The organism is Arthrobacter sp. TRD_SC_6, assembly GCF_055361185.1.
Window position 1 is genome coordinate 2899077 of the sequence record NZ_CM143953.1, and the last position, 19035, is coordinate 2918111.

Sequence of the window (19035 nt, forward strand, 5' to 3'; positions counted from 1 at the left end):
TTCCCACGTGCGCCACCCTGAACACTTGCGTCTCAGATAATGAGACGGCAATATCAGCTTATGGACAATTCTAGTGGTGTCGGCGTCATTGATAAAGCGGCCCTCGTGTTGGATGCGCTCGAGGCAGGACCAACCAGCCTTGCCCAACTGGTTTCGTCAACCGGGCTAGCGCGCCCCACCGTGCACCGGCTTGCCCTCGCCCTGGTTCATCACCGGCTGGTCAGCCGGGACATGCAGGGCAGGTTCGTGCTCGGGAGCCGGCTGGTTGAGCTCGCATCCGCCGCGGGCGAGGACCGCCTGATCGCAACAGCCGGGCCCGTGCTCCTCCAGTTGCGCGACGCCACGGGTGAAAGCGCCCAGCTTTACCGCCGCCAGGGTGACGCCCGTGTGTGCGTTGCATCCGCTGAACGCCCGATCGGCCTCCGGGACACCATCCCCATCGGCACCCAGCTATCCATGAAGGCCGGTTCCGCCGCGCAGTGCCTGCTGGCGTGGGAGGATCACGACCGTCTCCTCATGGGCCTCCAGAATGCCCGCTTCACCCCCACCGTGCTGGCAGGCGTACGACGGCGGGGCTGGGCCCAGAGCCTCGGCGAACGGGAGGCGGGGGTCGCCTCAGTTTCAGCACCTGTGCGGGGCCCGTCCGGCCGGGTGATCGCGGCCGTCTCAATATCCGGACCCATCGAACGCCTGACCCGGCAGCCCGGCCGCATCCACGCGGAGGTGGTGGTAAATGCGGCCGCGCAACTCACCGGTGCGGTGGGCAAGGCAGCGGAGTAGCTCAGCATCGCAGGACCCTCCGACTCCGGCCTCACATCGCTACAACCCCCGATGAGTGCGCAGATAACACGCTTATGGGCGGCTTTTTTGGCGATTATGTGAGCACTCAACGCGGAGGGGACGGGCTCAGTTAGGCTGGCCCCGTGACCAGATACGCGGTGTTCCTCCGGGGCGTGAATGTGGGTGGAATCTCCATCAAATCGGCGGACCTCCGCCGGACTGTCGAGACTCTGCCGGTAGACGGGGTGGTGACGCTGCTCGCGTCGGGCAACGTGGTGTGCACCTCGGCCCTCGCCCCGTCGGAGCTCAAGGAACTGACCCAGCAGGCGCTGCGGTCCGCGTTTGGATACGAGGCCTGGGTTGTGGTTCTGGAGGCCGAGGCTGTCCAGCGCATTGTGGCCGAATGTCCGTTCCCGGCAGACGACCCGACAACCCACGCGTATATCACGCTCTTCTCCGACCAGGCCGTGCTCAGGGACATGGCGGACTTTGCAGCTTCCGTCGGTGAGGAATTACACCTCATTGGCAGCGTGGCGGCCGCCTGGCAAGCGCCCAGGGGACAAACCCTCGAAAGCCCATTGAACGCCTTCACCAACAAAACCCTGTTCAAGAACGCGACCACAACGCGAAACATCCGCACCCTGCAGAAGGTTCTGGCCGCGCTTGAGCGATAGGCGCCTAACGCCGTCGTCCGGTGCCCTCCGCCGCCGCGGCCACCGCTGCCGCAAATCCGTTGTACCGCTCAACTTCGGCGACGACCGGAGCGACCGCAACGGCGTCGGACGTGTCCCTGATTGAGGCGACCAGGCGTCGTCGTACCTTCTTCCCCCGCCGCCCTGCGCCGAATCGGGCGAAAGCCGCGCACAGCAGCCCGAAAGCGATACCACACCCCACTCCCCCGACCGCCAGCAACGTCGGCACCGGAATTCCCTCAACGCGGGGCGATGGCGGAACAGGCAACTGGAGGAATGCAAGCCCCGCAAGAACACCGAGCCACACCAACCCCGCGATCATCGCAACCAGGAACACCCACTGGAGCACTGCGGCCACGGGCCACCACCAGGCGCGGGATCCGGTGGTGAAATCGGTGGAGGCGACGGCGTCGTCCAGGCTGTCCAGCAGCTCAGGCTCAGAGCTGCGGGCGGCGTCGCGGATGGCTGTATCCCAGGGCTCGACCGCTCCAGCCGAGGCTTCCTCGCCGAAGGTCCGCAGCCCGCGGTCCACGGCAGCCCGTTGGGCCGGGCCCGGCTCCGGAAGCGAGGTCCTGCCCACGAACGCCTGCACATCGCTTCGGGATAAGTTCAATCTCCTCAGCGGATCCGAGCGCAGGCGGCCAAGCCAACGGGTCACGGGCCAACCGGTAGCCGCGTGGGCGTCCCTGCGATAAGAGCGCACGACGGCGTCAATCACCGCGTCAGCCCCGGCCGCCCCCGCGAGGCGGTCGGCCAGGGCGGTGCGGGCACTACTGGACGGAGGTGCGAGCTCCGCGCCGGTGAATCGCTGCAGGGTCCCGACGGCGACATCGACGTCAGCGGAAAGGCGGCCAGAAGCGGCTTCGTTCTTCTGCACGATGCCCCGCATGTCCGTGGCGAGGCCGTCCAGGCCGTCACCGGTCACCGCCGATACCGTGTGGACCGTCACGGAACCCAGGCCCTCGGAAGCCAGGATCTGCTTGAGCGACCCGGTCACCTGGGACAGGTCCTCCGCCGAGAGCCGGTCCGACTGGTTCAACGCGACCAGGGTGACTGCCCCATGCGTTGCCAGCGGGCTCAGAAACTCGTGGTGCAGCGCCGCGTCAGCGTATTTCTGCGGATCGGCGATCCACAAAAGCACATCGACCTGACCCGAGAGCCGTTCGACAATTTCCCGGTGTCCGCGCTCCGTGGAGTCGAAATCGGGTAAATCAAGGAGGATGAGCCCGCCGGACGTACCGCGGCCGTTGCTTCCCGCGTTCGCGGCCCCTGGCAGCAACCGCGCACCCTCGGGCATCACATGCCGGTTTCTGACTTCGAGCCAGTCCAGCAGGTCACTGCTGCCGTCCTCACCCCAGATCACGGCGAGCGGTTCCGCCGTGGTTGGCCGGCGCGCCGCCACCCGTGCCAGATCGGTACCGGTGAGAGCGTTCAACAGTGAGGACTTGCCGCTGCCGGTAGGCCCGAACAGCCCGACGACAGTATGCCCCGATGACAGCGACCTTCGGGTGCTGGCGCGGTCAAGCACCTCATACACCTCGCGCAACTTATCCGTGTCGACGCGTCCTTCGGCAAGCTCGCGGGCGGTGTTGAGCGCTTCCAGCCTTGACTGCAGGCGCGCCTGCCGCTGCGGATCGGAAAGCTTCCCCCGGTGCCTGCTCAACGTGCGTTCTCCTGACTGCCGCCGTCGTGCACGCTGCCAGCGCGGAGATCCTCAGCCACCGAGCGCCGTTCGGCAAGTGCGGCGGCAAGCTCGCGCAGTTCCTCCGTATCCGGTTCACTTTTGAGTACGCGCAATGAATCAGAGAAGCGGAGCTGTTCCTCGGCCATCAGCTCCGCGCAGCGCTCGTGCAGCCGGGTCCGGGCGGTCCGGGTGAGCCTGCGAACGGCGTCCTCCCCGAAAATTGCCTCGAGCAGTTTCTGCCCGACGACGGCGGATCCGCCGGCAATCAGAATCTCGCCACCGGTGAGGCCGGCGGTGGATGCGAACACCACGATCATGAGCGCCACCGCGACACCATTGACTCCGAAGGAGAGCATCCGGGCGGCGAACCGCTTGTTGGCGCCTTCAGACCGGACGAGTTCAAGGAGATCCTTCTGCCAGGCGCGGATCTCGCGTGCGACCTGGTCGCTGAAATCAGGAGACATCAGTCCGGCCCCGTCCTTCAGCAATTCCCTCCCGGCCGGGTCCGCCCGCCACTGACGGCTCGTGGAGTCGGCAGCCTTGGCAGCCTCCTCGACGATGACCGTCTGCAGCCCGCTTTCTATTGCCGTCTCAACAGTCACCGCGCGCGGCGGCTTGCCGGTCAGGTAGCCGCCGATGCGGTCCCGCAGCCTCCCCACCCCTGATTCAAGGCCGCGCATGAACTCACCGGTTCCCACAAAGTCCTGCCAGCGGGCCAGGACCTCACCACGCAGGAGCGTCCCGTCCTTGGTCGATTCGAGCACGGCAACGTGTGCGCCGTCGTAGGCTTCCCTGGCCGCAACGCGCAGTCGGTCGGCAGCCTCCTCCTGTGCTTGCAGGGCGCCCGCTACCCCATCGACACGCCGACCCAGCGCACGTACCGCCCCTTCCAGTGTGCGGCGGGCAATTTCCTTCCGGCCCTCGGCATCTGCTGCGATGGCCTGGAGCCAGCGCCGCAGCGGGTCCACTGCATCGGCCGGGAGCATGCCGAGCGGATCCAACCGCTCCTCCGGGATAACGAAAATGGGTGCGTGGCCCAGGTCTTCCGCAGCGAGCAGGGTATGGAGGTCGGCGCGCACCTCCTCTTCGACCCCGGGCGGGACGCGGTCCAGCACGACGGCGAGCAGGATGTCCCGCTGCGAGGCTTCCCGCAGCAGTTCCCACGGCACGGCGTCCGCGTAACGGTTTGCGGTGGTGACGAACAGCCACAGGTCTGCCGCCGCGAGCAGCTGGGAGGCGAGGCGGCGATTCTCGTCGGCGATCGAATCGATATCGGGCGCATCCAGCAGCGCAAGCCCAAGTGGAATCATCGCGTCGGGCTGCAGCACCAGTTGCGCCGCGCGCCCGGCGTCGTGCTCGGGGCCAACTTGGGAAGCGCTCACCGCGGCGGTATCCGAAGAACCGGCGATGACGGCGCGTTGCCGCGTCAAGGTGGGCAGCACGCGGTCATCAGCGAACCAGTGGCCTTCGGCAGGATGGTGAAGCAGGATCGGCTGGCGGGTGGTGGGGCGGATTGCGCCAGTGCGTGTCACAGGGTGACCGACCAAAGCGTTGACCAGGGTGGATTTACCTGCTCCGGTTGACCCGCCCACTACGGCCAGCAGCGGTGCGTCCAGACTCTTGACCCGCGGGAGGATGTAATCGTCGAGCTGGGCTGCGGCGGCGCCGACTTCGAGCCGCGCCGCTGCGGCTTCGGGGAAGCCCAGGGGGAAGCTCACACGGCGGAGGGTCTCCCGAAGACGCCCGAGCAACGCAGGGAGCCCCTCGGTGTCAGCATCCGGCGGCGAGGCAGTCATGACCCCATCATGCCAGCAACCACTCCCGGAACGTTTAGTCCCAACGGAAGTTCCGAAAGAAGGGCTGGTTAAACACGTTCCGCCCCAACCGCAATGGTTGAGGCGGAACAGTTGTGACCCCAGCGGGATTCGAACCCGCGTTACCGCCGTGAGAGGGCAGCGTACTAGGCCGCTATACGATGGGGCCAGTACTGGATGTTCAACAGTTTCCTGCTAAACGAGCTAGATGATTATTTCACATCTGATGCTGGTCGGCCAAATTGATCCGAGTTCTCCGCCGGAGCGGAAACTACCTGATCTTTCTACCGATTTGCAGCGCTGGGGTACCAGGACTCGAACCTAGAATGTTGGTACCAGAAACCAGTGTGTTGCCAATTACACCATACCCCAAAGGCACTTTTTGGCGGCTTTCCTGTGCTTCGCAGCAGGCTAACCCCGTCCGCGCCGAGATACGACTTTACCGGATCTTCTGCACGAACTGCAAAACGTCGGCGAGACCGGTGATCCGCCGACCGGCGAAGCCCTGGACATCCGTGTGGAAGCCCCGGTCCAGCCACACGCCGACCAGACCTGCCGCATCAGCTCCCTGTGCGTCAATGACCGGATTGTCGCCGACATAGAGCGTGTGTGCCGGGTCGCTGCCGAGTCTGCGGGCACCCTCAAGGTAGATCGCAGGGTCCGGTTTCGCCGCGCCCACCGCGTCGATTCCCACCAGCTCGGCGATCCGCTCCAATCCCGCACGGTCAAGCTTGGCCCGCTGGTAATCGTGAACGTTGTTGCTCACCGCCCCGTAAGGAATCCCTGCCGTGTCGAGCGCATCAAGGAGGGGAACGACGTCGTCGTACGCGTTGAAGTGCAACGGTAGCGTCGCCTCGTACGCACTGTTCCAGCGCACCGCTGACTCCCCCTCCAGCGGTTCCTCCACGAACCTTGCCTGAGCGTGCCTTGCCCGCCGGACCCGCTGTTCAGTGAAACTGAGTTCGCCGGCGAGAAAGCGGTTGTAGTAGCCGTGCGGATCCCGTGTATACAGGCGCTTGTATTCGGTCCACTCGGCCTCACTCAGGTGGGCCAGCGTGTCAGCACCGACGTGATGCAGGGTGCGGCCCATGGCGGACTCCAGGTCGACAAGAGTGTCGTCGATATCGAAGAGCACACCCTCCACCACCTTAGTTCCGCTCTCACTCACCCTTCAGGGCGCCGATCCGCGCGAGTGATGACTGCTTGCCCAGGATGACCATTGACTCAAAGAGGGGCGGCGAGATCTTGCGCCCCGAAACAGCGGTACGGACCGGGCCGAAGGCTACGCGGGGTTTCATTCCAAGCTCTTCGACGAGGGCGCCCCGGAGTGCGGTTTGGATGTTCTCTGCTGTCCAATCCTCCACAGGCTCGAGGGCCGTGGCTGCCGCGTCCAGTACCTCGAAGTAGTTGGCGGGAAGCCCCTTGCGGGCGTCCTCGGCCAGGTCAATCTCGGCGTCAGGCTTGAAGAGGAAGCCGAGCATCTCGGGGGCCTCCCCGAGGAGCGTAATCCTCTCCTGGATCAGGGGAGCAGCTTCCGCAAGGATTTCGAGCTCCCTGGGACCTGGCACCGAGTCGAGCAATCCGGCCGCCTGCAGGTACGGGACGAGCCGGGCACGGAAATCCTCGGGGTCCAGGATGCGGACGTGTGAGCCGTTGATGGCCTCCGCCTTCTTGACGTCGAACCGCGCCGGGTTGGCGAGCACATCACGGATGTCGAACTTCTCGACGAGCTGGTCGACGGTGAAGATGTCCTCATCGGCGCTGAGTGACCAGCCGAGCAGTGAGAGGTAGTTCAGCAGGCCCTCCCGGATAAACCCGCGCTCGCGGTGCAGGAACAGGTTCGATTCAGGATCCCGTTTGGAGAGCTTCTTGTTGCCCTGTCCCATAACGTAGGGCAGGTGGCCGAACAGCGGCATGTATTCGGCGATCCCGACGTCGATCAGTGCCCGGTACAGGGCAACCTGGCGCGGCGTCGAGGAGAGCAGATCCTCACCGCGGAGCACGTGGGTGATCCCCATGAGCGCATCATCGACGGGATTGACCAGCGTATACAGGGGGGCACCGTTCGCCCGGACGACAGCGAAGTCTGGCACGCTCCCGGCAGCGAAGGTGATTTCCCCGCGGACGAGGTCGGTGAAGCTGATGTCTTCATCCGGCATCCGCAGGCGAAGCACGGCCTGGCGACCCTCAGCGGCATAGGAGGACTTCTGCTCATCGGTGAGATTACGGTCGAAATTGTCGTATCCGAGCTTTACATCGCGCCCGGCTGCCTTGTGGCGCTCCTCTACCTCAGCAGGCGTGGAGTAGGACTCGTAGAGGTGGCCGGCGGAAACAAGCCTGGCGATGACATCGCGGTAGATGTCGCCGCGCTGGGACTGACGGTATGGCCCGTGTGGTCCACCGACTTCCACGCCTTCATCCCAATCGATGCCCAGCCATTTCAGCCCGTCGAGCAGTTGCTGATAGCTTTCCTCGCTGTCGCGCGCTGCGTCGGTGTCCTCGATGCGGAATACCATGGTTCCGCCCGTGTGCCGCGCATACGCCCAGTTGAAGAGGGCTGTCCGGATGAGGCCGACATGCGGCACACCCGTGGGCGACGGGCAGAACCGTACCCGCACGGGGGTCTCGGGGGTGACGGTCGGCACTGTTGCCGGGTGATCGGAGGTGGGGAAATCAGCAGTAGTCATGATGGTTCCCAGTCTACTGTCAGGCCCGCGGCGAACCGGCCTCCGCGTAGCTCCTGCTTAGCGGCGGGCCGGGTTGGAGAGCTTGCCGATTCCCTCCACCTCGACCTCGTAACGCTGACCGTCGCTGATGGTTCCGACACCCGCCGGTGTGCCGGTGAGGATGACGTCACCGGGCAGGAGTGTGAATGCCTGCGAGACGTAGGACACCAGTTCCTTGACGCCCCAGATCATCTGGCTGGTGGAACCGTCCTGCCGGAGTTCGCCGTCGAGCCAGCCCCGGACGGCGAGGTCCTCGGTGTCCAGTTCGGTCTCGATCCACGGTCCGATGGGGCAGGAGGTGTCGAAGCCCTTGGCCCGCGCCCACTGGTTGTCGGTCTTCTGCACATCCCGCGCAGTCAGGTCATTGGCGCACGTGTAGCCGAAGACGACGTCGTCGACCCGCTCAAGCGGCACGTCCTTACAGATACGGCCGATGACGACAGCGAGTTCGGACTCGTACGAAATCTCATCGGAAAAGGAGGGCAGGACAATCGGGTCCCCCGGTCCTACCACCGACGTGTTTGGCTTGAGGAACATCAGTGGAGCCGGCGGAACCTCATTGCCCAATTCCTTGGCGTGCTCCGCGTAGTTCCGGCCAATTCCCACGATCTTGCTGCGCGGGATGACGGGCGCTAGCAGGCGAACATCCTCGAGTTTGTGGCGCGTTCCGGTGGGCTGGATCCCGCCATAGAAGGGGTCACCGCTGATGACGGCAACCTCCTCCTCGCCTTCTGGACCCTGGACAACACCGAATGCTGGATCATCATTTACTACAAACCGGGCGATACGCATGTGCCAAGGCTATTACAGACTCCGCTCTCGGTTCCAAATAACGCAGAAGACCGCCCGGGAGCGCCTGGGCACTCACCGGCCGGTCTTCAATTAGAGCGTGTCAGGCCTGGCCCAATTAGTGCGGCCAGTTGTCAATCATGATGCTGTAGGTAAGGTCGCCGCCCTTGGGAGCTTTTGTTGCGGGCAATTTGCCGTCCTTGGCAACGGCAGCTGATCCGCCTCCAACGACGAGCACTGCGGTGAGCAGCAATACTGCGGAAAGTTTTTTCATGGCGTGTTCCCCTTGATCGGAGTGCTTCATATCACACTCGTCGTAAATGTTCCAGTATACGAACGGACAGCCGAAAGCAACAGCCTCGCCGGAACATCTGTCACTTGCCCGCCTTTACGCATAAAATCAGATGGTCAATCAAGAGCGTATGGCGGTCGCTAGCTGGGTCGCTTGGCACTGGACCGGCCGGGCAATCCGGGCACTGCAGACTGTGAGGGAACGCGTGGCAGCAGCAAGGCGGTCAGGCGATTTGGTGATGCATGAACTGCGTGCAAGGGAGGCCTGGAGCCAACGGGATTACGGCGTGGCCCGGGCACTCGCGGCAACCGCAATGGAGCTCGCAGCAGAAGCCGAAGACCACAACGCACTGTGGAACATGACGTTCCTGCAGGCCGAGTGCTACCGGGAGGAAGGCCTCCTTGAGCAGGCGTTGGGCGCCGCCCGCGCGGTCGGCGAATACAGCCTTACACAGGAATCCGGTGCGCTCAAGGCCCGGGTGCAGACGCTGGCCGCTGTGTGCCTTCAGGGGTTGGGCAACCTTGACCAGGCGGTTGAGAATGCACTTGTCGCTGTGGACAGCGCCTCAAAGGTTGAGCGCGCACCAGAACTGCAGATAGACGCCCTGCACGCCCTCATCGCCGCGTTGGCCGAAAGCGACCGCCTGGATGACGCCTGGAGCGCGTGCCTGAACCTTTCGACGCTCCTTACACCGATCATCCACTCCCAAATTGCGGGGAAGGCCTACTGGGTCATCGGCAACGTAGCGTTCATGCGTCACCAGGTCGACGACGGCACGGGCTTCCATCGGTTGGCCGCCAAGCAGCTATCGCCCAACAATGACCTTGAGTTGTGGGCCCACTTCAACCGGGCGTCGGCTGCGCTGCGGCTCACGGCCGGCGTCGTGGACGCTGAAACGCTCGATTGCATCGAACGCGCCGAAGTCGCCAGTTCCATCGTGGGTGGTTCCGAACGCGACGAGTTGCAGCTCTCCCTGACGCGCGCCCACTGGCTCTTGCTGACCGGCCAACTGAACGCCGCCGTCGAACGCTTGCGCCCGATCTGCGCGGAAGGTTCGGTCCTGTCCAAGCAGACCGAGGGCGAAGCGAACCTCCTCCTCGGGCAGGCACTCTCAGCACAAGGGGAGAACCTCGAGGCGCTTGCCCACTTCGAAACCAGCGAGCGATGCTTTGAGGACGCCGGCGCACATGACCGGGCCGCCCATGTACGGGAGATTGTGACTGGGATCAGTCAATAGGCCGGGCGAATCTGCAGATAGAATCTCCGCATAAAAAGATACCGTGGGCAACAGATTCTGTATCTGTTGCCCACGGCCTTAAGTATCGCCGGGAAAATGTCTAATTTTTTAGTCGGGCCAGTTGCCGCTGTACAGCGAGTACGAGCTGTCAGGCCAGTTGCCGCTCTTGGCGGTCAAAGTGCCGTCAGGCCAGTTGCCGCTCTTGGCGGCCTGGGCAGCGGTACCGCCGCCAACCAGAAGCAGTGCGGTCAGCAGCACTGTTGCAGAGACTCTTTTCATTTCGGTTCCTTTGCCTCGTACTCGGACGCAGAAGGTATGAGACGCCTCCAGCGGTAACGACACTTTCAGTATAGGGAGCCGATTCCAATGATTAGGGTGCTTTTGTCCCATCTTTTCCGCAGTTTTCACACCCGTTATGTAATCGCTCACTATTTTCCTCGGGCACCGCGTCCAGCGGGATGATTACTGACAGAATGGGGATTGAACCGCTCCGTCCAAGGTAAGGGCCGTACTTCCATGCTGGAACCTGGTGAACACGTCTACCTTGAACTTCGCGCGCGCGATGCCTGGGCGGCACGTGATTATGAAGCCGCCCGACGCCTCGCCGGCGAGGCGCAACAGGCAGCGCTGGAGAACAAGGATGACAACGCCTGGTGGAACCTCGCGTTCCTGCAGGCGGAATGCTTGAAAAAAGAAGGGCTGTTCGAAGAATCGGAAGTCCACGCCCAGGAGCTTCGGAACCACCCGCTTACCTCGCACCATCCGGAACTTGCCGCGCGCGTCTCGACCTTCCTGGCTGACACCTTGCTCGGCCGCGGGAACCTCGAGGCAGCCGTGGAGGAAGCGCGCCGCGCAGTCGGCGCGGCAGGGCGTGCGGAAGACTCACCGGATCTGAGGATCCGCGCCCAGCACGCCCTTATCGCCGCGCTGGCTGAGAGCGACCAGGTGGAGGGCGCCTGGCAGGAGTGCCTTCACCTCGCCGACCTCATCAGCCCGGACATCAATTCGCAGACTGCGGGCAAGGCGTTCTGGGTCATCGGCAACGTCGCGTATCTCAACCACGACGCCTCGACCGGCACTAGCTACCACCGGCGGGCCGCCGCCAGCCTCTCACCGTCGAACGACCTCGATCTTTGGGCAAAGTTCAACCGTGCGTCAGCGGCTCTGCGACTGGCTGCCGGCGTCGTCGAACCCGAAACACTGGAGTGTATCGAACGGGCCGAGATGGCCGCATCGATCGTCGGCGGGAGTGAACGCGACCAGCTTGAACTATCCCTCACCCGCGCCCACTGGCTGGTCCTCACCGGGCAGTTTGATGCCGCCGTCGAGCGCCTTCGCCCGATCTGCCAAAGCTCTTCGGTCATCGCCAGCCAGACCGCCGCTGAGGCGTACATGCTGCTGGGACAAGCGCTGGCGCGGTCCGGCAATCCGCTCGAAGGCATGTTCCAGCTCGAGAAGAGCCAGGAGTTGTTCCGGCAATCCGGAGCTCCGGACCGTGAAGCACACGCGGGGCAGCTGATCGAGGAACTGCAGCGGTCGAGCGGCCTCTGAGCGTTCTGTAGTTTGGTACAGGGAAACAAGTGACGGCGAGCACGTCAGGGCTTGAGGCGAACGCCAAACCCCCGCGGGCACCGTAAGGAAGGCAGGAAGCCATCGTGGACCTGGACCGCGCCCATGACTGACGAACGGAGCGATCCCCGGCTGTCCAAACTGGTGGACAGCATTGTGCGGCTCTCACGCGGGGACCACAGTAACCGGATGGAACCCTCCCCCGCACGCGACGACGTCGACGCCGTCATCACCGGGGTGAACTTCCTCGCCGACGAGCTTGAGCTGGTGTATCAGCAGTTCGAAGAACGGGTGGAGAACCGCACGAGCATGCTGCACCAGGCTCACCTGGATATGAAGCGCATGGCGATGACAGACTCGCTGACCAACCTTTCCAACCGCCCTGCGCTGCTCGAGAAAATCGAGGAGGCCCTGGCTGCGCACCAGTCCGGTGCCCTTCCACCCGCCCTGCTCCTCCTCGACCTTGACTCGTTCAAGAACGTCAACGACCGCTTCGGTCACGACGCCGGCGACGACGTCCTGCGCGAGGTGGCCCGGCGGCTGATGGAGATAGTGCGCGCCGGTGACACGGTGGCCCGGCTCGGCGGCGATGAGTTCGCCGTCCTGGTGGTCGAGGCCACCTCTGAGACCGCGCTCGGGGTTGCCAACCGGGCGCTCGAAGCCCTCGGGAAGAGCATCGACGTCGAAGAGTTCAGCGTTTATTGCCGCGCGAGCATCGGAGTCCGGGTCGCGACTGCGGATCACACCGCAGGAACCCTGCTCCGTGAGGCCGACACGGCGATGTACACCGCAAAACGCGAGGGACGCAGCACCATCAAGACTTTCGCGCCGCTCATGCAGTACGACAGGCAGCTGCGCAACCTGATGGCGTCCGAGCTGCGCGATGCAATCGGCACCGACCAGATGTGCCTGCACTACCAGCCGGTGGTGAACCTTTTGGATGGGTCCATCAACGGGGTGGAAACCCTGGTGCGGTGGGAACACCCAACCCGTGGCATGATCGCCCCCGATGACTTCATTCCCCTGGCAGAAGAAATCGGTGCGATCTCAGAGCTGGACCGCTGGGTCATGACGACGGCATTCCGGCAGTACGCCCTCTGGCGTACCACCCTGACACTGCCGGAAGGCTTCAGGCTGCGCGTCAACATCTCCGCGATCGAGCTGCGTCAACTCGACATGGCCGATTTCGTGCGCGGCCTCATGAAGCGTCTGGACCTGCCGCCGTCGTCGTTGGTTGTCGAAATCACTGAATCCGCCTTCGTGAGCGGCGGTGAGGTAGAGACCTACTCGCTGTTGAGCCTGAAGCAACTCGGCGTGTGCATCGAAATAGATGATTTTGGCACGGGATATTCCTCCATCAGCTACCTGCGCCGCCTCCCCGTGGACATGGTCAAGGTGGACCGCTCGATCCTCAGCGAGCCCCTCACCGGGGCCCTGCAGACCGATTTCGTTACCGCGGTGTTCCAACTGATCCAGTCGGCTGGTCTGGGCGCGGTATTCGAGGGCATCGAGAACAAGGAGCAGGCAGATTTCCTGCGATCGCTCGGGAATGTCAGCGGGCAAGGGTACTACTTCAGCAAACCATTGGGGGCACCTGATATCACCGGGCTGTTACGCGCGGGAGGCTCCCTTGGCAGCTACCAGCAGTAGCGGGAGCCAGGCATAGCGAAGCCTGAACACAGCGAAGCCTAAGCCACCCCTGATCCGGACGGCTTAGGCTTCGCTGCTACTTGCCGGGAACTAGACGAGCCGGGTCAACCAGCCGTGTGGATCCTCTGCCGCACCGGTCTGGATTCCCAACAGCTGCTCCCGGATGGACATGGTGACCTCGCCTGCGGAGGGCTCGGGTGCACTGATGACGTCCTCGCCGTCCTTCAGCTCGCCGATGGGAGTGATAACCGCGGCCGTACCGCAGGCGAACACCTCGGAGATGTCGCCGCTGCCCACACCGTCGCGCCATTCATCGAGTGTGATGGTGCGCTCCTGGACGTCGAGGCCGCGATCCTTGGCCAGCTGGATGATCGAGGAACGGGTGATGCCCTCCAGAATGGTCCCGCTCAGGGCGGGCGTGACCAGCGAACCGTCCTTGAACACGAAGAAGACGTTCATTCCCCCAAGTTCCTCGACGGCGTTGCCATTGAACTGATCGAGGAAGAGGACCTGCTTGCAGCCGTGTGCTTCGGCCTCCAGCTGTGCCGCAAGGGACGCAGCATAATTGCCGCCGCACTTCGCGGCGCCTGTACCGCCGCGGCCTGCCCGCGCGTAGTTGCGGGAAACCCAGATGGACACGGGCGCCAACTCGCCGCCGAAGTAATTGGCTGCTGGAGAGGCGATCACCCGGTAGGAGACCTCTCGGGCTGGGCGCACGCCGAGGAACGCCTCGGTGGCAATCATGAACGGGCGCAGGTAGAGGCTCTCACCGTCCCGGGTGGGGACCCATTCCTGGTCCGCATGGACCAACTCCCGCAGGGATTCGAGGAAAACTTCCTCGGGGAGCTGGGGAAGCGCCAACCGTGCCGCCGAGCGGTTCAGGCGGGCAGCATTGGCCTCGGGACGGAAGGTCCAGATGGAGCCGTCAGCGTGCCGGTAGGCCTTCATGCCCTCGAAGATTTCCTGGCCGTAGTGCAGCACCGAAGCAGCCGGGTCCATGGCAATGGGGCCATAGGCTTCAAGCCTGGCGTTGCCCCAACCGCCGACGCCAGAGCTGTCCACCGAGTAATCGACCACGACTGTGTGGTCGGTGAAATGGTTTCCGAAACCCGGGTTGGCGAGGATGGTCTCCCGCTCCGCAGCAGATTTAGGGGTGGCAGATGGGTACTTCGCGAATTCCAGCTGCGTAGCTGTCATGGTTCCTCCACGGTTACCTGCCCGGCACCCTCGGTGGACGGGCAGTGACCCCTAAGCGGGCCAGCGCTGATGATTGGATAAAGCTGAACGGGTGCAAACCGGTTAATGGTTCCTAACCAGCTTAGGATACAGCCGCGGCTATCGCATCGCCGATCTGCGCAGTGGTTCGCTGCGTGCCCTGCCTGCTCGCGACGTCGTTCTCCACCGCCTGCTCAATGGTCACCGCCTGGCCGTGGAAGCCAAGGTGGCGCAGAAGGAGGGCGGCGGAAAGGATCGCGGCAGTGGGATCAGCTTTCTGCTGCCCCGCGATGTCCGGAGCGGATCCGTGGACGGGCTCAAACATGGACGGTGAAGTGCGGTCCATGTTGATGTTCCCCGAAGCTGCCAGGCCGATTCCGCCGGTGACGGCCGCTGCCAGGTCCGTGATGATGTCGCCGAAGAGGTTGTCCGTGACAATCACGTCGAAGCGCGCTGGATTCGTCACCAGGAAGATCATCGCCGCGTCAACGTGCAGGTAGTCGTGGGTGACCTCGGGGAACTCTTGAGCGACTGCTTCAACGGTGCGCTTCCACAAGTGGCCTGCGTACACCAGCACGTTGTGTTTGTGCACCAGGGTCAGGTGCTTGCGTGGACGCTCGCTCGCCCTGCGGAACGCATCCCGGACCACGCGCTCCACACCGTGCGCCGTGTTCAGGGAAACCTCGGTGGCGATCTCATGCGGGGTGCCCGTTCGTAGCGACCCGCCGTTGCCTACGTAGGGACCCTCTGTGCCTTCTCGGACCACCACGAAATCGATCTCTCCCGGCTCAGCCAGCGGACTGGCTACCCCCCGGTACAGCCTGGACGGTCTGAGGTTCACGTAGTGGTCCAGGCTGAACCGGAGCTTGAGCAGCATTTCCCGCTCGATGATTCCCGAAGGGATACGGGTGTCACCCGGTGCGGCGCCTACCGCTCCGAAAAGAATGGCGTCGTGGGTGCGCAGTTTATCCAGCGTTTCCGGCGGGAGGGTTTCCCCCGTTGCCAGGTAGTGCTCCGCCCCGAGCTTGTACTCCGTGAGCAGCAGCTCCGTCTCCGTTGACGCCACGGCCTTCCGCAGAACCTTCACCGCTTCGGTAATTACTTCCGGACCGATGCCGTCACCCGGGATGACAGCTACGTTGATGCTCGATGTACTCATGTTCACAGCGTAGGCAACTATCCCGCATGTCGGACAACTGCGTCTCATTTAATGAGACGGACTAGCACCCGTGGGCCGCAGGTCAGAAACCCTGCGTAAAGGCTGCCCGAAGACGAGGTTGATCCTGCACCAAAGCCTGCACTGGCACTCCATAATCAGGAAGGGCGAGCTGCAGTGCCCTGCCAATTCGACACGTCCATCCCCATTTCTGGAGCAAACATGAAGTCCACCCGTAGTCTCCCGGCACAACTGGCGGCGGCCGCCATCATCGTCCTGCTCGCCGTTGGAACGGCGGCACCGGTGCACGCAGCAGATACTGGAAGCATGACACTGGACCCAGGACCCGCGGGCAGCTTCTCGTGGAAGGGCTTCAACTGGCAAAAGCGTTCCTGGACCGGCGGACCCCATTACAATCACTCATTCGACCCCGCCAATGTCACCGATCCGGACGCCAATGGATATGTGGCCCTGACGCTGACCAATCCCACCGGCAGCGCACCCGTTGCGGCCGAGTTCCAGTCCACCCGGCGGGGATTCGGCTACGGAACCTACAGCACCACCGTGGAACGAAATGTGGAGACCCTCCAGAAGGAGGTGGTGTGGGGCTGCTTGTTCACCTATGACCCTGACGCAGCCCCAGGGCACAACGAGATTGACCTGTGCGAGGCATCAGCCTGGGGCGGAGGTGCGGCCTGGGGTGAGTCACGCCCGGTCCGGCAGGGACACGGGTACTGGTTTGACGCCACCAAGCCGGCCGGCGAGGGCAGCCGCACCGTGTTTTTCGACGCAACCAATCACCCCGTCCTGACCCACCGGTTGGTGTGGGAACCGGCCCGCCTGACCTACGAAACGTTCGCAGGCGAGGGCTACGCCGGCCCGCTGGTGAAGCGGACCGTCCTCGAAGGTGCAACCGTTCCGGTACCTGCGCGCGAGGCAGTGCACTTCAACCTGTGGGTCACCGGAGGCGGCGGTGGTTCGCCGAACACCGTCACGCCGGAAAAGGTTGTGGTCCGTGACTTCTCCTTCACGCCATCGACTACGGTGCCGGCGCTCCCACCAATACCCGCCGCCCCCACCCCCACCATTTCGGGGACGGCGAAGGTCGCTCAGCGGCTGACCGCAAACCCAGGGAGCTGGACCACCGGCACCGCTCTGACCTACCAGTGGTTCCGCTCAGGCAGCGCTATTGCCGGTGCTACCTCCCGCACCTACACGGTTGCGAAGGCGGACAGACAGTCAACGCTCACGGTGAAAGTCACCGGAACGAAGAGCGGATACTCCCCGGTCACCCGGACATCGGCCCCCACTCACCGCGTGCGCTGATACGTACGCCTTAAAGCGAACTCCTCCCACGGGGCGATGCCCGGAGCGTGGATCAACCCCTAGGGTTGTAGGCCATGGACATGCATCACCGGCTTGCCTCCTGGCTGCGCGAACGCCAGGGCACCGTCGACGTTTTCGTCGCCGTCTGCGCCTTTTTCGTGCTCGCGTTCGTCTACCTGCTCCTCGGCAGCCCTGCTGAATTCCTGGTGTCCGCTGCCCTGGTGATCCCGCTCGCGTGGCGGCGGAGCCGGACGGTTCCGGCCGCGACGGTGGTCGCCGCGGTTTCGCTGGGCCAACTGGCCATCAACTTTCCGCCCGTCCCTGCCCAGGTCAGCGTGCTGGTGATGGTCTACGCGCTCGCGGCCTACGCGCCCAGGTGGGCCAGCCTCAGCGGGCTTGGCCTGGCGGGATTCGGCATGATCGCCGGCATTGTGCAGTTCGGGTTCAACCAGTACCAGACCGGTTTCGCCGATCTACCGCTCTACGCGCTTTACATGTTCTTCGCCCTTGCCGTGGTGCTCCTGTGCTGGACCTTCGGTGACCTTGCGCGCAACCGCCGGTTGACCATCCGCGCGCTGGAGGACCGGGCATGGCGGTTGGAGGTGGAGCGCCAGCAGGAGCGTGACCTTGCGGCAGCCGATGAACGGAACCATATTGCCCGGGAGATGCACGACATTGTGGCCCACTCCCTATCCGTGATGATCGCCCAGGCAGATGGTGCACGCTATGCCGGCGCCGCTGATCCTGCCGTCGCCACGTCCACGCTGGGAACCATTGCCGAAACCGGCAGGGAATCGCTGCGGGAGATGCGCCGTCTTCTGGGGGTCCTGAGGAACGACGACGACGCCCCCGTCCGCCCGCTGCCATCCCTCGCCGACGTACCCGAGCTCGTCGCGACTGTGCAGCGTGCCGGGCTGGATACCTCGCTGTCCTGGCAGGGCACTCCTCGCCGCAACCTTCCCTCCGGAGCCGAGCTCACCGCCTACCGGGTGGTGCAGGAGTCCCTAACCAACGTCCTCAAGCACGCCGGGCCCAAAGCAACGGCGAGCGCCGCGCTCGCCTGGACTGCGAAGGGCCTTGAGATAACAGTCGACGACGACGGCCGCGGTGCTGGGTCCGACGCCTCCACCGCCGGAGCGGGCCAGGGCATCAAGGGCATGACCGAGCGGGTGAAACTCTACGATGGAGTCCTGGAGGCGGCGCCGCGCAATGGTGGCGGTTTCCGGGTGCACACTGTTATCCCTTACGGGGAAATTGCCTACACGGAGGCCCAATGACCGATCCCACCGCCCGCCCCCCGATCCGAGTGGCTCTGGTCGACGACCAGCAGCTGGTACGGAGCGGCTTTTCGATGCTGATCAACTCCCAGCCGGACCTGGAGGTTGTGGGCCAGGCCGGGAACGGCGCCGAAGCGGTAACGCTGCTGGCCTCCGCACCTGCCGACGTCGTACTCATGGATGTCCGCATGCCTGGAATGGATGGGATCGAGGCGACCCGCCGCATTCTCGAACAGGACAAGGGTGCGGGGCCGAAGATCATTGTGCTGACCACCTTCGACCTGGACGAATACGCACTCGCGGCAATCCAGGCAGGAGCCAGCGGGTTCCTGCTGAAGGACGCGCCGCCCGAGGAACTCCTTGAGGCCATTCGCACGGTGCATCGTGGGGACGCAGTCATTGCGCCATCGACCACGCGGCGGCTACTGGACCACGTGGCTCCCATGCTCCGGCGGCCATCCTCCACGAATGATGCGGCCACCACCGCCGTGGGCACGCTGACCGCCCGGGAGCGCGAGGTGTTCACCCTGATTGCCCAAGGACGTTCGAACACGGAGATTGCCGGCGACCTGTTCCTTTCCGAGGCAACCGTGAAAACCCATGTGGGTCACATCCTTGCCAAGCTGAGTGCCCGGGACCGGGTGCAGGCCGTGGTCATGGCGTATGAGGCGGGTGTCGTCCGGCCGTAAGACCATGGCTCACCCAGGTGAGTCTCAGACCCGCAGCCTCATACCCGCAGCATCGCCGTCTCATCCCGGGGTAGGAGCTGCCCACTGTGGGAACCCTTCCAGCGGGCGATTCGCTTTCCTGGACAACTCCGTAGCGTTG

17 protein-coding genes and 2 tRNA genes are annotated in these 19035 nt (G+C 64.1%); 8 read left to right on the plus strand and 11 right to left on the minus strand.

Annotated features, from left to right (window positions below; genetic code table 11):
• The first annotated feature begins 60 nt into the window (after positions 1–60).
• Together ACWA1U_RS13765 and ACWA1U_RS13770 are read left to right on the plus strand one after the other, a co-directional pair.
• Positions 61–780 (plus strand): IclR family transcriptional regulator, encoded by a 720-nt coding sequence (locus tag ACWA1U_RS13765; RefSeq protein ID WP_463722727.1) that lies wholly within the window; start codon positions 61–63, stop codon positions 778–780.
• Between the two features lie 143 nt (positions 781–923).
• Positions 924–1454, plus strand: coding sequence for a DUF1697 domain-containing protein (locus ACWA1U_RS13770; RefSeq protein WP_463722728.1), 531 nt, complete (start codon positions 924–926; stop codon positions 1452–1454).
• Between the two features lie 4 nt (positions 1455–1458).
• Here ACWA1U_RS13770 and ACWA1U_RS13775 read toward each other — a convergent pair whose 3' ends face one another.
• The 8 genes from ACWA1U_RS13775 to ACWA1U_RS13810 form a co-directional block, all read right to left on the minus strand.
• A complete protein-coding gene (locus tag ACWA1U_RS13775; RefSeq protein WP_463722729.1) occupies positions 1459–3135 on the minus strand; it encodes a GTPase in 1677 nt (558 codons plus the stop codon).
• On the minus strand, positions 3132–4952 hold the full coding sequence (locus tag ACWA1U_RS13780) for a dynamin family protein (RefSeq protein ID WP_463722730.1): 1821 nt from the start codon (positions 4950–4952) through the stop codon (positions 3132–3134). The genes ACWA1U_RS13775 and ACWA1U_RS13780 overlap by 4 nt, the downstream gene beginning before the upstream one ends.
• A 114-nt stretch (positions 4953–5066) precedes the next feature.
• Positions 5067–5139 (minus strand) — tRNA-Glu (locus ACWA1U_RS13785).
• Between the two features lie 131 nt (positions 5140–5270).
• Positions 5271–5342: transfer RNA gene (locus ACWA1U_RS13790), tRNA-Gln, on the minus strand.
• A 67-nt stretch (positions 5343–5409) separates the two neighbouring features.
• Positions 5410–6138: an HAD family hydrolase gene (locus tag ACWA1U_RS13795; protein ID WP_463722731.1), complete on the minus strand. Its 729-nt coding sequence runs from the start codon at positions 6136–6138 to the stop codon at positions 5410–5412.
• On the minus strand, positions 6131–7657 hold the full coding sequence (gene gltX, locus ACWA1U_RS13800) for a glutamate--tRNA ligase (protein WP_463722732.1): 1527 nt from the start codon (positions 7655–7657) through the stop codon (positions 6131–6133). Before gltX ends, ACWA1U_RS13795 begins: the two co-directional genes overlap by 8 nt.
• A 57-nt stretch (positions 7658–7714) precedes the next feature.
• A complete protein-coding gene (locus tag ACWA1U_RS13805) occupies positions 7715–8488 on the minus strand; it encodes a fumarylacetoacetate hydrolase family protein (RefSeq protein WP_463722733.1) in 774 nt (257 codons plus the stop codon).
• Positions 8489–8603: 115 nt separating this feature from the next.
• Positions 8604–8759: a hypothetical protein gene (locus tag ACWA1U_RS13810; RefSeq protein ID WP_463722734.1), complete on the minus strand. Its 156-nt coding sequence runs from the start codon at positions 8757–8759 to the stop codon at positions 8604–8606.
• A 148-nt stretch (positions 8760–8907) separates the two neighbouring features.
• Here ACWA1U_RS13810 and ACWA1U_RS13815 point away from each other — a divergent pair, with 148 nt between their 5' ends.
• A complete protein-coding gene (locus tag ACWA1U_RS13815) occupies positions 8908–10014 on the plus strand; it encodes a hypothetical protein (protein WP_463722735.1) in 1107 nt (368 codons plus the stop codon).
• A gap of 108 nt (positions 10015–10122) precedes the next feature.
• Here ACWA1U_RS13815 and ACWA1U_RS13820 read toward each other — a convergent pair whose 3' ends face one another.
• A complete protein-coding gene (locus ACWA1U_RS13820) occupies positions 10123–10293 on the minus strand; it encodes a hypothetical protein (protein WP_463722736.1) in 171 nt (56 codons plus the stop codon).
• Between the two features lie 237 nt (positions 10294–10530).
• Between ACWA1U_RS13820 and ACWA1U_RS13825 the strand changes: the two genes are divergently transcribed.
• Together ACWA1U_RS13825 and ACWA1U_RS13830 are read left to right on the plus strand one after the other, a co-directional pair.
• Entirely contained in the window at positions 10531–11565 is a 1035-nt protein-coding gene (locus ACWA1U_RS13825; RefSeq protein WP_463722737.1) for a hypothetical protein, read from the plus strand.
• Between the two features lie 123 nt (positions 11566–11688).
• Positions 11689–13233, plus strand: a complete 1545-nt coding sequence (locus ACWA1U_RS13830) for a putative bifunctional diguanylate cyclase/phosphodiesterase (RefSeq protein ID WP_463722738.1) — start codon at positions 11689–11691, stop codon at positions 13231–13233.
• Positions 13234–13323: 90 nt separating this feature from the next.
• On the opposite strand, the gene ACWA1U_RS13835 is transcribed toward ACWA1U_RS13830, so the two are convergent.
• Positions 13324–14430, minus strand: a complete 1107-nt coding sequence (locus ACWA1U_RS13835; RefSeq protein ID WP_463722739.1) for a branched-chain amino acid aminotransferase — start codon at positions 14428–14430, stop codon at positions 13324–13326.
• Positions 14431–14551: 121 nt separating this feature from the next.
• Complete coding sequence (locus tag ACWA1U_RS13840) at positions 14552–15607, minus strand: 3-isopropylmalate dehydrogenase (RefSeq protein ID WP_463722740.1); 1056 nt, start codon at positions 15605–15607, stop codon at positions 14552–14554.
• Between the two features lie 219 nt (positions 15608–15826).
• Here ACWA1U_RS13840 and ACWA1U_RS13845 point away from each other — a divergent pair, with 219 nt between their 5' ends.
• The 3 genes from ACWA1U_RS13845 to ACWA1U_RS13855 all read left to right on the plus strand — a co-directional run bounded on the left by ACWA1U_RS13845 (position 15827) and on the right by ACWA1U_RS13855 (position 18896).
• Positions 15827–16930, plus strand: coding sequence for a LamG domain-containing protein (locus ACWA1U_RS13845; protein ID WP_463722741.1), 1104 nt, complete (start codon positions 15827–15829; stop codon positions 16928–16930).
• 74 nt (positions 16931–17004) lie between these two features.
• Positions 17005–18207 carry a sensor histidine kinase gene (locus tag ACWA1U_RS13850; protein ID WP_463722742.1) on the plus strand — a complete coding sequence of 401 codons (1203 nt, stop codon included), beginning with the start codon at positions 17005–17007 and terminating at the stop codon, positions 18205–18207.
• The gene (locus ACWA1U_RS13855; RefSeq protein WP_463722743.1) at positions 18204–18896 is read left to right on the plus strand and encodes a response regulator; all 693 of its coding nucleotides are present in this window, start codon (positions 18204–18206) and stop codon (positions 18894–18896) included. Before ACWA1U_RS13850 ends, ACWA1U_RS13855 begins: the two co-directional genes overlap by 4 nt.
• The last annotated feature ends 139 nt before the right edge of the window (positions 18897–19035 follow it).

Coding starts and splice junctions, on each gene's coding strand:
- gltX (WP_463722732.1), bottom strand. CDS start 7,657: ATGACTACTGCTGATTTCCCCACCTCCGATCACCCGGCAACAGTGCCG.
- ACWA1U_RS13780 (WP_463722730.1), bottom strand. CDS start 4,952: ATGACTGCCTCGCCGCCGGATGCTGACACCGAGGGGCTCCCTGCGTTG.
- ACWA1U_RS13810 (WP_463722734.1), bottom strand. CDS start 8,759: ATGAAAAAACTTTCCGCAGTATTGCTGCTCACCGCAGTGCTCGTCGTT.
- ACWA1U_RS13815 (WP_463722735.1), top strand. CDS start 8,908: ATGGCGGTCGCTAGCTGGGTCGCTTGGCACTGGACCGGCCGGGCAATC.
- ACWA1U_RS13845 (WP_463722741.1), top strand. CDS start 15,827: ATGAAGTCCACCCGTAGTCTCCCGGCACAACTGGCGGCGGCCGCCATC.
- ACWA1U_RS13830 (WP_463722738.1), top strand. CDS start 11,689: ATGACTGACGAACGGAGCGATCCCCGGCTGTCCAAACTGGTGGACAGC.
- ACWA1U_RS13850 (WP_463722742.1), top strand. CDS start 17,005: ATGGACATGCATCACCGGCTTGCCTCCTGGCTGCGCGAACGCCAGGGC.
- ACWA1U_RS13805 (WP_463722733.1), bottom strand. CDS start 8,488: ATGCGTATCGCCCGGTTTGTAGTAAATGATGATCCAGCATTCGGTGTT.
- ACWA1U_RS13820 (WP_463722736.1), bottom strand. CDS start 10,293: ATGAAAAGAGTCTCTGCAACAGTGCTGCTGACCGCACTGCTTCTGGTT.
- ACWA1U_RS13855 (WP_463722743.1), top strand. CDS start 18,204: ATGACCGATCCCACCGCCCGCCCCCCGATCCGAGTGGCTCTGGTCGAC.
- ACWA1U_RS13825 (WP_463722737.1), top strand. CDS start 10,531: ATGCTGGAACCTGGTGAACACGTCTACCTTGAACTTCGCGCGCGCGAT.
- ACWA1U_RS13835 (WP_463722739.1), bottom strand. CDS start 14,430: ATGACAGCTACGCAGCTGGAATTCGCGAAGTACCCATCTGCCACCCCT.
- ACWA1U_RS13840 (WP_463722740.1), bottom strand. CDS start 15,607: ATGAGTACATCGAGCATCAACGTAGCTGTCATCCCGGGTGACGGCATC.
- ACWA1U_RS13765 (WP_463722727.1), top strand. CDS start 61: ATGGACAATTCTAGTGGTGTCGGCGTCATTGATAAAGCGGCCCTCGTG.